The following is a 12,546-nucleotide window of genomic DNA, read 5'->3' as shown; positions in this document are numbered from 1 at the left end:
AGCGTTGCAAAGACACTCGCAACGCTACGGGCGACTCATTCACTCAGGATTTGGGGGCAGCCTGATACAGCGGCATGACTTTCGGAATCGCAGCCTGCAACGAAGCGATGCGACTTTCCGAGGCCGGGTGAGTGCTCATGAACTCAGGCTGCGAACCACCGGAGTTCTGGGTCATCTTCTGCCACAGGGTGATCGCCGCATTCGGGTTGTAACCGGCACGTGCGGCCAGTTCCAGACCGAGCAGATCGGCTTCGTTCTCGTTACTGCGGCTGTTGGGCAGTGTCAGGCTGTAGTTGACCACGGTATCTGCCAACGCCAGGCTGTCCTGTCCCAATCCCAGCAAGGCACCTGCGCCCTGCTTGGCCATTGAAACGCCGTATGCCTTGGACATCGCTTCACGCCCGTGCTCGCGCAGGGCATGGGCGATCTCGTGGCCCATGACCGCAGCGATTTCATCGTCGGTCAGCTTGAGGGTATCAATCAGACCGGTGTAAACGAAAATCTTGCCGCCAGGACCACAATTGGCGTTCAGCTCGTCGCTCTTGATCAGGTTGACTTCCCACTGCCACTGCGCCGAATCAGGCCGCAATTTGGGCGCCTGGGCAATCAGTCGATTGGCGATTGCATGAACCCGCCTGGCATTGGCGCTGGTGGTGTCCAGCACCCCTTTGCTGGTCGCCTCGCCAACGGTCTGCTGGTAGGACTGGGCGTACATTTTGTTGACTTCATCCGTGGAGAGCATGCTGAACATGTACTGTTTGCGCTCCACACCGACCGAGTCGCCACTCGTGGTATTGACTGCCTGACACCCGCCGAGCAGCAACGCAGCGCTCAAGGCACAGAAGGCAAATGAAGGACGCATGGTGTATCTCCTTGTGTGTAAAACGGTCAGTCCCGGGGCAGACCTCTGCGCCAGATACCGGCCAACTGGCATCTTGGTCTTTGACAGGGGTGGATGGTTCCCGCAGGTGTGTCCAGTTTGTATCAGATGTACTTCAACGCGGATATCGGATTTGTCCGATTCGGTGTTTTTTGCCGTCCCCGCCTAGCTTAATGGCGTGAGGCACTCGGGCGCATTCAGCTTGGGATCGTTGACCAGATTGGCCAGAGGCCGTTCGCGCAGCGCCGTCTGCGGGGCAGCCAGTAACGCTTGCAACGTCGGCAGCGGCGTGTCGGCGGCCAGCCAGTCTTTCTGGCCCTTGGCATCCAGAATCAATGGCCGACGCTGGGTCGCAGCTGCCTGGGTGACCACCGCGACGCTCAGGTACGTATGCCCCTGCACCGGATAGGCTTCCCAGATGGCGGCGAAAAACAGCGCGGCGCCCTCCCCCGGCGTCAACCAGAACGGACGCTTGCGCACCGTGCCGCGCCATTCGTAAAAGCCGTTGGCGGGGAGCAGGCAGCGGCGATGGGTAAAGGCGTCACGAAACATCGGCTGCTCGGCCACGGTTTCGGCGCGGGCATGGGCGGGCGTTTTCGACAGGTCGGTGAGCCAGGCCGGCGTCAGGCCCCAGCGCGCGCGCACCAGCTCGATACCGTCAGCGTTTTCGGCGGCGCGCATGATCAACACCCAGTCGGCTGGCGAAATGTTCCATTGCGCCTGCTGATCGGCAGGAAAACCGGGCAAGGCGGCAAAGGCAGGGGTCCAGCGAAACAGGGCGTAGCGTCCACACATGGGGGCTAATCAGACTCTTTTAAGGTGCTCAGCACACCAGTACATCGGGGAAGTCGTCCGGCTCATCGCCAGACAGAGGCGAGGCGCTATTGTACGCAGTGATCAACGCTCGTGCGCGAGCGACCTGCGCATCTTCGACCTTGAGTGCCAGCAGCCCCAGCCCCGGCAGCTCGCCCATCGCCCCGAGCAGATCGCGACCGGCCAAATGCGCCTTGATGCCTTCACTGGCGAGCATTGCCAGCAGCAACTCGGCCTCCATCAGGTTCTCGGGCTCGTAGATCTTCTGCATCACTCGTTCTCGCTGCGAACGTCCAGATTCCAGTCTTCGCCGTCGGTCTGCAGGTCGAAAATGATCGGGCGGCAACAGACCGGACAGTCTTCAATGTACTGTTGATCGCCACCGGAAAGGTCCAGTACGGCTTCGACAGGTTCGCCGCAATAAGGGCAGTCGTAACTCTGTAATTCCTGCATCACGGTCTCCGGGATCAGTTATGCGTATAATTGACCCATTCTTCAGAAGGCAGTTTTAACAAATCCGTCTTCTTTTTACCCTATTCGATTCAAACAAGAGAGCATGATGGGCGAATTTGATGCCATCCGACCTTACAACGATGCAGAAGTCCCCGCCGTCTTGGCACGTCTGCTGAGCGACAAAGCCTTTCTCGCCATTCTGACCCGATTCCGCTTTCCCCGCCTCGCGGGCGCATTCGGCTGGCTGCTGCAGCCTACCCTGGCGCGCAAGCTGCGCCGCGAGTTTGCCGGTATCGACTCGGTCGCCACGCTGCAGGACAAGGTCGAATATTACGTCGACCACACGATCGAACGCGCCACGGACGGGGTCACCTACACCGGCGTCGAACAGCTGAAGTCCGGTTGCGCCTACCTGTTTCTGGCCAATCATCGCGATATCGTCATGGACCCGGCGTTCGTCAACTACGCCGTGTACCACGCAGGCCTGCCCACTCCGCGCATCGCGATTGGCGACAACCTGCTGCAAAAGCCATTCGTCAGCGACCTGATGCGCCTGAACAAGAGCTTCATCGTGCATCGCTCGATCATCGGGCGACGCGAGAAAATGGCGGCTTATCAACTGCTGTCGGCGTACATCAATCACTCGATCACCAAGGACTGCCAGTCGATCTGGATCGCTCAGGCCGAGGGCCGCGCCAAGGACGGTGACGACCGTACCGAGTCGGCGATCCTCAAGATGTTCCACATGAGCCGCAAGGATGAGCCGTTTGGCGACGTGATCCGTTCGCTGAACCTGATCCCGGTGTCGATCAGCTACGAATATGATCCGTGCGACAGCGCCAAGGCCCGCGAGCTGTACATTCGTGCGACAACCGGCGTCTACACCAAGACGCCGGGCGAAGACGACGTGAGCATTGCCCTCGGCATCACCGGCTATAAAGGCCGCGTGCACGTGAACTTCGCACCGCCGATCACCGAGTATTTCGAGGACACCAAGCAACTGGCCATCGAGATGGACCGGCAGATTCTCGGCGGCTATCGGCTGTTCCCGGTGCATTACCTGGCTTACGCGCAGTGGAGCGATGCCGATCCGGCGCTGGAAGTGCCGAAGGCTGACGCCCTGTTCCCGGCCGATGAACTCGAACGCGCCAGGGAGGAGTGGGAAAGTCGCCTGGCTGGCACGCCGATCGAGCACCGCCCTTACATGATTCAGCAATACGCGACACCGGTGCGCAACCAGTACCGCGTCAAGGCAGGGCTGGCGCTTTAAGAATCGGAACGTCTATCGCGCCCATGCTCCGCGTGGGTACGCCGTTCTGGATGCTCTGCGTCCGGTCTTGAGCGCTTCAGCGCGCCGTGACGCAGAGCGTCACCCAAGGCATTTCCATGCTGGAGCGTGAGGAGCGATAGGTGTGCTGGAGAGCACGTGTCATGCCCATGCTCCGCGTGGTCATGCGCCCCCGAAATATTCTGCATGACAATTCTCTGCCGCTGTCACCCCAGCGTCATACTTCGCCTGCATTGTGTGGCTCCTCGAGAAACGGACTTCCCTCTCTTTGGAGCTTGTCATGCTGCATGCAAAAAATCAGGATCGCCTTTATCTCATTGCCCCAAGCGATGAGCAGCAGGAGTTGATCGGCGGCCTTGCCTTCAATGTTCAGGACCGCCACTGGTTGGTCTACTGCGCACTGGGCGGGCATGTTCATCATGATCTGCCGGATCTGGATCAGGACACGGGGTTGAGTTTTCTGGACTTTTACCAGCAGGCAGCCTGATACCAAACCCGGGACAGCAAAAAGCCCGGCCCCCTCAACAGGGGCCGGGCTTTTTTTATCGCGATGGTTAGAGGCTTACTGCGACAGGGTCGAACCGATGGTCGGGTCCTGGAACACACGGGTCAGTGCGTCGCTCAGCACGTCGCTCACCAGCTTGGTGTTGGTTTCCTGATTCGGCGCCATACCGAAACGCTGATCCAGCGATGCGGCGTAACGACCACTGTAGGTGCGACCGTTATTGCGCACGTCAGCGCGGAACGTCGAGCTGATGGTGGCTTCAGTCACATACAGACCTTCCTTGGGCGACTGGTACTTCAAGTCAGCGAGGGTCACGGTCAACTGCGGAGCGCTGCCGCCCTGGGTCGGCGTAAAGCCCAACAGGCGCACGGCGGCTTCAGCCTGGGCCTGGAGCTTGGGAACGATATCGGCACCGTTGACGCTGATCGAACTGGTTTCCGGGTACATGCCGCCGCGCGTGCCCAGTGTCGGGCCAGGACGGCCGTCGACGACACGCACCACCACAGGCTGCCCGCGCCCTACCGGCGCCAGCTGCGCGTTGAGCTTGGGCGTGGGGCTGAGTTGTTGTGGGCTGTGGGCGCAACCCACCAGGGTCAAACTGCTTACAGCAAGCAAACCGAACAAAATGCGACGCAGCATGCTCATTTCTCCATGGGCCAGACACTGAATGTGCCGCAGTATAGCGGCCTGTAACAGCCGCTAACCAGAGGCCACTGACCGTTAAACCTCGGACATTCGACACGCATCGGGGTTCACGCAGCAACGCAGGGCGAGATTCATCCGGCACGGTGTAATCATGGCGTCACATCCACGCGGCAGACTCGCCTCCATCGCACAGACGCTCATTCACGTCACAGGAGCTGCGCCATGAATCTGTTCCGGTCTCTGTTCACTGCACGCCCCCAGCATCGCCACTACGCGCGTATCGATCAGGCAGGCATCTGCCGTGCATTCAAACACTGCGCGCAACGTCCGACCGGCGTGGAATGGGTTGAAGTGACCGAGCAACGGATTAGCTGGCTGAATCGACCACTGCCCGCCAGCGCACGCGTGACACAGCGTAGCGAACGCTCAACGCGCGGCCAGTTGCTCACCGCCTGACCGGAGAGCGAATAAAAGTCATTTAAAGCGATCAATTCCTGCCATTTCATCGCTATAATCTCCCCCCGATTATAAGGACGTCTCCTGATCGGGCCTCGCAGCACTGCTAATCGCCGTATTAGCGCCTTCGTAATGCCCACAGAGAGCCGCCCACACAGGTCATTTGCGCACTAGTGTGCTCGATGAAAGGTGAAGAAAGCTCGAATCGAATCGAACCTTTCCCGCCCGTCAGCGCCTCACTCTTTATGCTCCTGACCTGCCAGCGCTGTCATCGCAGCCATTTCGAGGTTTGGTTCGCGTTCCCAAAAGGACGTGAAAAACGGGTTTCACTACTTCACAAGAGTGTGGCGAGCAAATGAATAGGTACGCGTTTGTAAATGCACCATCAGCGTCTGAACCGACTCTCTTGAACAGGACTGACCGCGACTGCGCCTCCATGACCGGAGCCTGACGCCATCGGCAGGAGCCAATTGCACAAGGGGCTCCCTGACGATGGTCGAATGGCCTCGCAGGCCTGGAAATGCGTTCATGAAGCAATGATGAACCATGACCGGACCTGACCGGGACCTGCGCTTTGGATGCGAAAAATTGCGAAGAATCGGTCAGGCGATCCTGGCAAGGCGCACGAGGGTAGACATTTGATCCAGCCCACGAACACCTGGCAACCAGCCTCAGGATCGTATGCCGTCAATTTGGTGCTGCAGATTTTGGAGACGCGTTAATGGCGCATAAAGAAGCAGTCGATGTAGTACTGGTCGGAGCGGGCATCATGAGTGCCACTCTGGCGGTATTGCTTAAAGAGCTCGACCCCGGCATCACGCTGGAAGTCGTTGAGCTGATGGATTCCGGTGCTGCAGAGAGTTCCAACCCGTGGAACAACGCCGGCACCGGCCACGCAGGTCTGTGCGAGCTGAACTACACGCCGCCTGCGGCTGATGGCTCCATCGACATCAAGAAAGCGGTGCACATCAACACCCAGTTCGAAGTCTCGAAACAGTTCTGGGCCTATCTGGCACGCAAGGGCACCTTTGGTTCAGCCAGATCGTTCATCAACCCAGTCCCGCACCTGAGCTTCGTGCAGGGCGAAAAAGGCATCTCGTTCCTCAAGACCCGTTTTGAAGCCATGAGAAAGCATCACGCCTTCTCTTCGATGGAATATACCGAAGACAAGGCAAAGCTGGCCGAATGGATGCCATTGATGATGCCAGGGCGGCCTGCGGACGAAAAAATTGCCGCAACACGCATGATGAACGGCACCGACGTCAACTTTGGCGCGCTGACCAATCAACTGCTCGGCCATCTGACCAGTGCTCCAGGCACACAGATCAAGTACCGCAGCCGGGTGACCGACCTGACCCGCAACGGCGCTGGCTGGACCGTCAGCGTCAAGGACGTGAATGGCGGCGGCACGCGTGAGATAGATGCCAAATTCGTGTTCCTCGGTGCCGGTGGCGCAGCGTTGCCGCTGTTGCAGTTGTCGGGCATCGAAGAAAGCAAGGGCTTTGGCGGCTTCCCGGTCAGCGGTCAGTGGCTGCGTTGCGACAACCCGGAAGTGGTCAAGCATCACCAGGCCAAGGTCTACAGCCAGGCCGCCGTGGGTTCGCCGCCAATGTCAGTGCCGCACCTGGACACCCGCGTGGTCGATGGCAAGAAATCCCTGCTGTTCGGACCGTATGCCGGCTTCACCACCAAGTTCCTGAAACACGGCTCGTTCCTCGACCTGCCGCTCTCGGTACGCGTGGCCAACATCAAACCGATGCTGGCGGTGGCGCGCGACAACATGGACCTGACCAAATACCTGGTCAGCGAAGTGATGCAATCAATGGAGCAACGCCTGGAATCGCTGCGCCGCTTCTATCCGGAAGCGAAAGCCGAAGACTGGCGTCTCGAAATCGCCGGTCAGCGCGTGCAGATCATCAAGAAAGACGCGAAAAAAGGCGGCGTGCTGCAATTCGGCACCGAGCTGGTCTCCGCAAAAGACGGCTCATTGGCCGCCCTGCTCGGTGCGTCACCGGGTGCATCGGTGACCGTGTCGATCATGCTTGAGCTGCTCGAACGCTGCTTCCCGGAGAAAACCCGCACGGAATGGGCGACCAAGCTCGAAGAGATTTTCCCGGCCAGGGAAAAGATCCTCGAAACCGATGCGCCGCTCTACGAGCGCATCAGCGCGCAGAACGACGAGGCGCTGGAGCTGGTCGAGAAAAGCAGCCAGGAACACAGCTTCGCCTGACCCTACCGCTGCTGCTGTGCTGTAACAAAAAGCCCCGTGAGCCTTTACCAGCCACGGGGCTTTTTATTGGGTTTATTGCAGGTGCCGGTCAGAGGCTTCCGGACAGTACGGCAATGTGCTCCGGGCCAATTCCGCAGCAGCCGCCAATGTGCGTGGCGCCGCGCTTGACCCAGTCTGCCGCCCACTGCTGATAGCCCTGCGGGTCAAGGTCTTCACGCAGCTCATCCAGACCGTCGTTGGCCGTGGCGTCCTTGGGTTGCGGCGGGAAGGCGTTGGCATACGCACCAATGGCTATGTCGACGTTCAACGACTTGAACACCTCACGCGCCGCGTCGATTGCGCCGCCGATCACCTCTGGCTGGCTGCAGTTGAACAGCAGCGTGGCGACCCCCATTGCTGCGGCGGCCCTGGCGGCATCGGCGACCGGCTCGCCTGAGCGCAGACGCGGAGTTTCGTCAGTGTCCTCATCCTGCAGGGTAAACGACAGCCAAAACGGTTTTCCGTCATTGGGCAGCCCGGCGCGGATGGTCTGCGCTTCGAGAATGCAGCTCTGGGTTTCGGCCAGCCACAGGTCGACATACGGCGACAGCCCGGCAACCAGTGGTTTCAGCACATCGGCAGCCTGCTCCGGCTGATACAGGTCAGGGCGATAGGAGCCGAACAGCGGCGGAATGGAGCCCGCCACACGGGCGCGTCCGCCAGAGGCATCGGCCGACTCACGCGCCAGTTGCCCGGCCAGCGCTGCCAATGCCTGACCTTCGCGCGCAAAACGTTCTTCGCCAATATGAAACGGCACGACGGCGTAGCTGTTGCTGGTGATGACCTGAGCACCACTTTCGATATAAGCGGCGTGTACCGCACTCACCGCTTCGGGTGCTTCACTCAATGCCAGAGCCGACCACTCCGGCTGGCGAAACGGGGCTCCGCGACGCTGCAGTTCACGGCCCATGCCGCCATCGAGAATTACAGTTGTGCCTTGAGTCATATGTGATCTGCTTATATGTATATGAAAAAAACTCATTATGAGTCAGTCTTGTATAACGTATTTAATACGGCCCTTTCATCAAACTACAAACACTTTTTCAGGGGAAATCTGTGAATTATCGCGCTCTGCTGGGCATCGGCCTGGTCACTCTGGCGGCCTCCACACACGCTATGGCCGGCGCCACGCTGGATCGCGTGCAGAAAAACAAAGAGCTGGTCAACGTCCTCATGGAAAGTTACCCGCCCTTCTCTTTCCTGAATGACAAGAATGAACTGGACGGCTTCGATGTCGACGTCGCCAAGGCCGTGGCGCAGAAACTGGGCGTCAAGTTGCGCCTTGAAACGCCGTCCTGGGACGTGATCGCCGCAGGCCACTGGAGTGGCCGTTATGACATCTGCGTCTGCTCGATGACACCGAGCAAGGCCCGCGCCGAAGTGTTCAACTTCCCGGTCGAGTATTACGCCTCGCCTGCGGTGATCGTAGTCAACGCCTCGGATGATCGTATTCATTCGGCCAAGGACCTGAGCGGCAAGAAGGTCGGTCTGACCAGCGCCTCCAGCTATGAAAGCTATCTGAACAAGAATCTGGTCATTGATGGCGCCGAAGACAAGCCACTGCAGTACCCGTTCGAAGACGTACAGATCGCCCCGTACGACAACGACAACGTGGCCTTTCAAGACCTCGGGCTGGGTGCTGGCAAGCGGCTGGACGCCATACTCACCAATCTGGTGACCGCAAAACCGCGCCTGGATCAGGACAAGCGCTTCAAACTGGCGGGCGAGCCGCTGTATGAAGAACCCAACTCGGTGGCCATCGAAAAAGACGATCCGGAATGGGACGCCAAGGTTCGCCAAGTCTTCGCCGAACTCAAGAGCGACGGCACCCTGAGCAAGCTGTCGCAAAAGTGGATCGGTGCTGACATCAGCAAATGACTTCCTTTCAGCCCCAGCGCCCACCCGAGCAGGCCGAGCAGAGCCTGCTCAAGCGAGTTTTCGGCTTCCGCACACGGCTTTACCTGACCTGGCTGGCCATGTTTGTGCTGTTCGCCGGTTTCTTCCTGAGCTTCGATCTGAAGCTGTCGATCATCCTCGACAAACTGCCGAATCTGATCGGGCTGCATCTGGCCCCCAACGGCTTTCTGCAGGGCGCGGCGCTGACATTGTTCGTGTCAGTGTGCTCGATCGTGGTCTCGGTGGCGCTCGGCTTTGTCACGGCACTCGCGCGGCTTTCCAGCAGCGCGGTGGCGTTCGGCATCGCCAGCTTTTACGCCTCGTTCTTTCGCGGCACGCCGCTGTTGATCCAGATCCTGCTGATCTATCTCGGCCTGCCACAACTCGGCATCGTGCCCGGAGCCATCACGGCGGGGGTGATCGCGCTGTCGCTCAACTACGGAGCTTACCTGAGCGAGATTTTCCGTGCGGGCATCATCGGCGTCTCTGCCGGACAGCGTGAAGCCGCGCTGGCCCTGGCCTTGCGCCCGGCGCAGATCTTCTGGCGCGTTACCCTGCCCCAGGCCATGCGCACGATCATTCCGCCGACCACCAACCAGTTCATCTCCATGCTCAAGGACTCCTCACTGATTTCAGTGATGGGCGTCTGGGAAGTGATGTTTCTGGCACAGTCTTACGGCCGCTCCAGCTATCGATACATCGAAATGCTGACCACCGCAGCGGTGCTGTACTGGATCATGTCGATCGGGCTAGAGTTGTTGCAGTCACGATTGGAGCGGCATTACGGCAAGGCGTATCAGGCGCGCAAATGACTGCAGCTTTCGTCCGTACGCTTTGCGTGCGGTGCAGCGTAGCCGTGTGACGCAGAGCGTCACGAAATGCATGCCAACGCGGAGCATTGGCACGATAGGTGTTCTCTGGTGCGCCTCTCGTTCCTCACGCTCCGCGTGGGAATGCAGTTCCGGACGCCCTGCGTCCAGCCCTGGCAATGCGGAGCCTTGGCAGGATAGTCAACCGCGGGCTTTTTCGATCAGTTCGATGTACTCATCAGCGTTACGCTGATCCTTGATCAGGGCGATGAAGTCGTTGCCGTGCTCGTCCTTGCCGTCGAAGTCATGGCCCGCGTCCTTGAAGAACACCAGAAAGCGTTCGAAATCGTTGATGCGCAGCCCACGGTAGGCCTTGATCAGCTTGTGCAGCGACGGCGAGGTAGCATCATACGGCTCGAAATCGAGGAACAGTTTAATCTGCTCATCGCCGATCTCATCGCCAATCAACTGCTTCTTATCTTTACGCATTACAGGCTCCAGCAGGTCGCAGACACTTTCACGGTCGGGCAGTTTACCCTCCGGCGAGCGCCGCGCTCAACGCGCACGTGCAGAGGTGGTGTGCAGATCAGCCCAGATGTGCCCGTTGGCATAACTGAGAAACTGGCAATAGACCTTCTCGTTGCGCAGCAAGTCCACCAGCACACGGTATTGGGACAGCGGGTAATAAAGCGTCAACGTGCGCGACGGCTCATCATAGGTCGGCTTTTTAAGGCTTTTGCTATCACCGCCATCGAAGTGCACGAGCACCTGGGAGATGGACGCGCCCTTGTTCAGCGACTTGCCCTTGAGGCGCAGCGACAAGGGCGAGGTGACCGGAATCGGCTGCTGACTCGACTGCCGCTGGTTACCGGCAACGATGGTGTATTCGGTGACACGCATCAACTGTTGCTGCTCGGGCACACCTTCGCGCAGGCTCAGGTCGTCAGGCGGCAGGTATTGATCGTGCATGGGGCTGGCCGAAACCGGCGCAGCAGGTGCGGCAACTGCCAGACCAGACAACAGCACCAACGCCACGGCGCCGGGAATCAGTAGCTTCATTGAGGGTTTCCATATAATTGCGAATCGACGACCGCCCCTGTTCGCAGAAGCGGCCGTCAGAATGCCTTACATCCCTTTGACCGCATAGATACCGGCAGCGTTACGCCAGTAGCCTTTGTAGTCCATACCGAAACCGAAGATGTAGCGGTCGATGCACGGCAGGCCGACGTAGTCGGCTTTCAGGTCCGGACGGGCCTTGCGGTCGTGGTCCTTGTCGATCAGCACGGCGGTGTGCACGGCGCGGGCACCGGCGTGTCGACAGAAGTCGATGATGGCACCCAGGGTGTGACCTTCATCGAGGATGTCGTCGATGATCAGCACGTCACGGTCCATGAACGAGACTTCCGGCTTGGCTTTCCAGAACAGATCACCACCGGTGGTTTCGTTGCGATAACGCGTTGCGTGCAGGTAGGACGCTTCCAGCGGGAAGTTCAGGTGGGTGAGCAGCTTGCCGGAGAAAATCAGGCCGCCATTCATGACGCAGAACACGACAGGATTGCGCTCGGCCAGCTCGGCATTGATCTGCGCGCCGACGCGGGCAATGGCCGCATCCACTTCGGCCTCGGTGTACAGGCAGTCAGCTTCGCGCATGACTTGACGGATATGCTCGAGATCAGCGGACATGACGCTCTCCAGGTAAGGCAGTTTGAGAAAAGCGGGCAAAGGTACGCATCCGTTCAAGCCAGAGCAAGTGATTCTGGACTAACGTTGCGTGTGTCTTGCAAAAGCCGCGAACGTCGAAGCTTCGTAACGATACTGCACGTGCTTTAAGACAGTAACAGCTGAATAGATTAACCTAGACCGATTTTTGCCCCGCTGGAGCCTTTCCCCATGCCCATTCGTGAGATCCGTCACCCGCTGATCCGCCACAAGCTCGGCCTTATGCGCCGCGCCGACATCAGTACCAAGAACTTCCGTGAGCTGGCTCAGGAAGTCGGCGCGCTGCTGACCTACGAAGCCACGGCCGACCTGACCCTGGAAAATTACGACATTCAAGGCTGGGCCGGTACGGTGTCAGTCGAGAAGATCGCGGGCAAGAAAATCACCGTCGTGCCGATTCTGCGCGCCGGTATCGGCATGCTGGACGGCGTGCTCAGCCTGATCCCGGGTGCCAAGGTCAGCGCGGTCGGCGTGGCCCGCAACGAAGAAACCCTGCAGGCACACACTTACCTGGAAAAACTGGTCCCGGAAATCGACGAGCGCCTGGCGATGATCATCGACCCCATGCTGGCCACCGGCAGCTCGATGGTCGCCACCATTGACCTGCTGAAGAAGGCTGGCTGCAAGGAAATCCGCGCCATGGTTCTGGTCGCGGCGCCCGAAGGTATCGCTGCCGTAGAGCAAGCGCACCCGGATGTGATGATCTACACCGCCTCCATCGACGAGCGTCTTAACGAACACGGCTACATCATTCCGGGCCTGGGCGATGCCGGTGACAAGATTTTCGGCACCAAGCAGAAGGACGCGTAACCC

At 59.4% G+C, this 12,546-nt stretch carries 16 protein-coding genes; 7 read left to right on the top strand and 9 right to left on the bottom strand.

Annotated features, from left to right (window positions below):
- Positions 1 to 43 precede the first annotated feature (43 nt).
- The 4 genes from ACW55A_RS00710 to ACW55A_RS00695 all read right to left on the bottom strand — a co-directional run bounded on the left by ACW55A_RS00710 (position 44) and on the right by ACW55A_RS00695 (position 2,146).
- The gene (locus tag ACW55A_RS00710) at positions 44 to 862 is read right to left on the bottom strand and encodes a M48 family metallopeptidase (protein WP_044309908.1); all 819 of its coding nucleotides are present in this window, start codon (positions 860 to 862) and stop codon (positions 44 to 46) included.
- A gap of 183 nt (positions 863 to 1,045) precedes the next feature.
- Entirely contained in the window at positions 1,046 to 1,675 is a 630-nt protein-coding gene (locus tag ACW55A_RS00705) for an SOS response-associated peptidase (RefSeq protein ID WP_003365552.1), read from the bottom strand.
- Between the two features lie 28 nt (positions 1,676 to 1,703).
- Entirely contained in the window at positions 1,704 to 1,964 is a 261-nt protein-coding gene (locus tag ACW55A_RS00700; protein ID WP_003365554.1) for a putative signal transducing protein, read from the bottom strand.
- The gene (locus tag ACW55A_RS00695) at positions 1,964 to 2,146 is read right to left on the bottom strand and encodes a CPXCG motif-containing cysteine-rich protein (protein WP_002552181.1); all 183 of its coding nucleotides are present in this window, start codon (positions 2,144 to 2,146) and stop codon (positions 1,964 to 1,966) included. Before ACW55A_RS00695 ends, ACW55A_RS00700 begins: the two co-directional genes overlap by 1 nt.
- Positions 2,147 to 2,252: 106 nt before the next feature.
- On the opposite strand from ACW55A_RS00695, the gene ACW55A_RS00690 reads away from it, so the two are divergent.
- A complete protein-coding gene (locus ACW55A_RS00690; protein WP_032609513.1) occupies positions 2,253 to 3,416 on the top strand; it encodes a 1-acyl-sn-glycerol-3-phosphate acyltransferase in 1,164 nt (387 codons plus the stop codon).
- Positions 3,417 to 3,714: 298 nt separating this feature from the next.
- Positions 3,715 to 3,921, top strand: coding sequence for a hypothetical protein (locus ACW55A_RS00685; protein ID WP_498810297.1), 207 nt, complete (start codon positions 3,715 to 3,717; stop codon positions 3,919 to 3,921).
- 75 nt (positions 3,922 to 3,996) lie between these two features.
- Here ACW55A_RS00685 and ACW55A_RS00680 read toward each other — a convergent pair whose 3' ends face one another.
- Positions 3,997 to 4,578 (bottom strand): YajG family lipoprotein, encoded by a 582-nt coding sequence (locus tag ACW55A_RS00680; protein ID WP_003365560.1) that lies wholly within the window; start codon positions 4,576 to 4,578, stop codon positions 3,997 to 3,999.
- A 228-nt stretch (positions 4,579 to 4,806) separates the two neighbouring features.
- Here ACW55A_RS00680 and ACW55A_RS00675 point away from each other — a divergent pair, with 228 nt between their 5' ends.
- Complete coding sequence (locus ACW55A_RS00675) at positions 4,807 to 5,040, top strand: hypothetical protein (protein ID WP_003365562.1); 234 nt, start codon at positions 4,807 to 4,809, stop codon at positions 5,038 to 5,040.
- A gap of 721 nt (positions 5,041 to 5,761) precedes the next feature.
- A complete protein-coding gene (gene mqo / locus ACW55A_RS00670; protein WP_455807902.1) occupies positions 5,762 to 7,270 on the top strand; it encodes a malate dehydrogenase (quinone) in 1,509 nt (502 codons plus the stop codon).
- An 88-nt stretch (positions 7,271 to 7,358) separates the two neighbouring features.
- Here the strand turns inward: mqo and ACW55A_RS00665 are convergent, their stop codons facing one another.
- Positions 7,359 to 8,255, bottom strand: a complete 897-nt coding sequence (locus ACW55A_RS00665) for a homocysteine S-methyltransferase family protein (RefSeq protein ID WP_044309903.1) — start codon at positions 8,253 to 8,255, stop codon at positions 7,359 to 7,361.
- A 110-nt stretch (positions 8,256 to 8,365) separates the two neighbouring features.
- On the opposite strand from ACW55A_RS00665, the gene ACW55A_RS00660 reads away from it, so the two are divergent.
- Both ACW55A_RS00660 and ACW55A_RS00655 read left to right on the top strand, forming a co-directional pair.
- Positions 8,366 to 9,187 (top strand): ABC transporter substrate-binding protein, encoded by an 822-nt coding sequence (locus tag ACW55A_RS00660; RefSeq protein ID WP_003365572.1) that lies wholly within the window; start codon positions 8,366 to 8,368, stop codon positions 9,185 to 9,187.
- Complete coding sequence (locus ACW55A_RS00655; RefSeq protein ID WP_003365574.1) at positions 9,184 to 10,017, top strand: amino acid ABC transporter permease; 834 nt, start codon at positions 9,184 to 9,186, stop codon at positions 10,015 to 10,017. The genes ACW55A_RS00660 and ACW55A_RS00655 overlap by 4 nt, the downstream gene beginning before the upstream one ends.
- Before the next feature lie 198 nt (positions 10,018 to 10,215).
- Here the strand turns inward: ACW55A_RS00655 and ACW55A_RS00650 are convergent, their stop codons facing one another.
- The 3 genes from ACW55A_RS00650 to ACW55A_RS00640 all read right to left on the bottom strand — a co-directional run bounded on the left by ACW55A_RS00650 (position 10,216) and on the right by ACW55A_RS00640 (position 11,697).
- Positions 10,216 to 10,503 carry a PA4642 family protein gene (locus ACW55A_RS00650; protein ID WP_455807903.1) on the bottom strand — a complete coding sequence of 96 codons (288 nt, stop codon included), beginning with the start codon at positions 10,501 to 10,503 and terminating at the stop codon, positions 10,216 to 10,218.
- Positions 10,504 to 10,569: 66 nt separating this feature from the next.
- Positions 10,570 to 11,073 carry a hypothetical protein gene (locus ACW55A_RS00645; RefSeq protein WP_003365577.1) on the bottom strand — a complete coding sequence of 168 codons (504 nt, stop codon included), beginning with the start codon at positions 11,071 to 11,073 and terminating at the stop codon, positions 10,570 to 10,572.
- Positions 11,074 to 11,139: 66 nt separating this feature from the next.
- Positions 11,140 to 11,697: a hypoxanthine-guanine phosphoribosyltransferase gene (locus ACW55A_RS00640; protein ID WP_003433705.1), complete on the bottom strand. Its 558-nt coding sequence runs from the start codon at positions 11,695 to 11,697 to the stop codon at positions 11,140 to 11,142.
- Between the two features lie 207 nt (positions 11,698 to 11,904).
- Here ACW55A_RS00640 and upp point away from each other — a divergent pair, with 207 nt between their 5' ends.
- Positions 11,905 to 12,543, top strand: a complete 639-nt coding sequence (gene upp / locus ACW55A_RS00635) for a uracil phosphoribosyltransferase (protein ID WP_003365583.1) — start codon at positions 11,905 to 11,907, stop codon at positions 12,541 to 12,543.
- Positions 12,544 to 12,546: the final 3 nt, after the last annotated feature.

The sequence above is a fragment of the Plantibacter cousiniae (nom. nud.) genome (genome assembly GCF_977070315.1).
The sequence above is the reverse complement of the archived record's forward strand: the minus strand, read 5'-3'. Positions and strand labels throughout refer to the sequence as shown.

What these genes read in the sequence shown, in the direction of transcription:
- ACW55A_RS00710 (WP_044309908.1), bottom strand. Translation starts at nt 862, where the DNA reads ATGCGTCCTTCATTTGCCTTCTGTGCCTTGAGCGCTGCGTTGCTGCTC.
- ACW55A_RS00705 (WP_003365552.1), bottom strand. Translation starts at nt 1,675, where the DNA reads ATGTGTGGACGCTACGCCCTGTTTCGCTGGACCCCTGCCTTTGCCGCC.
- ACW55A_RS00700 (WP_003365554.1), bottom strand. Translation starts at nt 1,964, where the DNA reads ATGCAGAAGATCTACGAGCCCGAGAACCTGATGGAGGCCGAGTTGCTG.
- ACW55A_RS00695 (WP_002552181.1), bottom strand. Translation starts at nt 2,146, where the DNA reads ATGCAGGAATTACAGAGTTACGACTGCCCTTATTGCGGCGAACCTGTC.
- ACW55A_RS00690 (WP_032609513.1), top strand. Translation starts at nt 2,253, where the DNA reads ATGGGCGAATTTGATGCCATCCGACCTTACAACGATGCAGAAGTCCCC.
- ACW55A_RS00685 (WP_498810297.1), top strand. Translation starts at nt 3,715, where the DNA reads ATGCTGCATGCAAAAAATCAGGATCGCCTTTATCTCATTGCCCCAAGC.
- ACW55A_RS00680 (WP_003365560.1), bottom strand. Translation starts at nt 4,578, where the DNA reads ATGCTGCGTCGCATTTTGTTCGGTTTGCTTGCTGTAAGCAGTTTGACC.
- ACW55A_RS00675 (WP_003365562.1), top strand. Translation starts at nt 4,807, where the DNA reads ATGAATCTGTTCCGGTCTCTGTTCACTGCACGCCCCCAGCATCGCCAC.
- mqo (WP_455807902.1), top strand. Translation starts at nt 5,762, where the DNA reads ATGGCGCATAAAGAAGCAGTCGATGTAGTACTGGTCGGAGCGGGCATC.
- ACW55A_RS00665 (WP_044309903.1), bottom strand. Translation starts at nt 8,255, where the DNA reads ATGACTCAAGGCACAACTGTAATTCTCGATGGCGGCATGGGCCGTGAA.
- ACW55A_RS00655 (WP_003365574.1), top strand. Translation starts at nt 9,184, where the DNA reads ATGACTTCCTTTCAGCCCCAGCGCCCACCCGAGCAGGCCGAGCAGAGC.
- ACW55A_RS00650 (WP_455807903.1), bottom strand. Translation starts at nt 10,503, where the DNA reads ATGCGTAAAGATAAGAAGCAGTTGATTGGCGATGAGATCGGCGATGAG.
- ACW55A_RS00645 (WP_003365577.1), bottom strand. Translation starts at nt 11,073, where the DNA reads ATGAAGCTACTGATTCCCGGCGCCGTGGCGTTGGTGCTGTTGTCTGGT.
- ACW55A_RS00640 (WP_003433705.1), bottom strand. Translation starts at nt 11,697, where the DNA reads ATGTCCGCTGATCTCGAGCATATCCGTCAAGTCATGCGCGAAGCTGAC.
- upp (WP_003365583.1), top strand. Translation starts at nt 11,905, where the DNA reads ATGCCCATTCGTGAGATCCGTCACCCGCTGATCCGCCACAAGCTCGGC.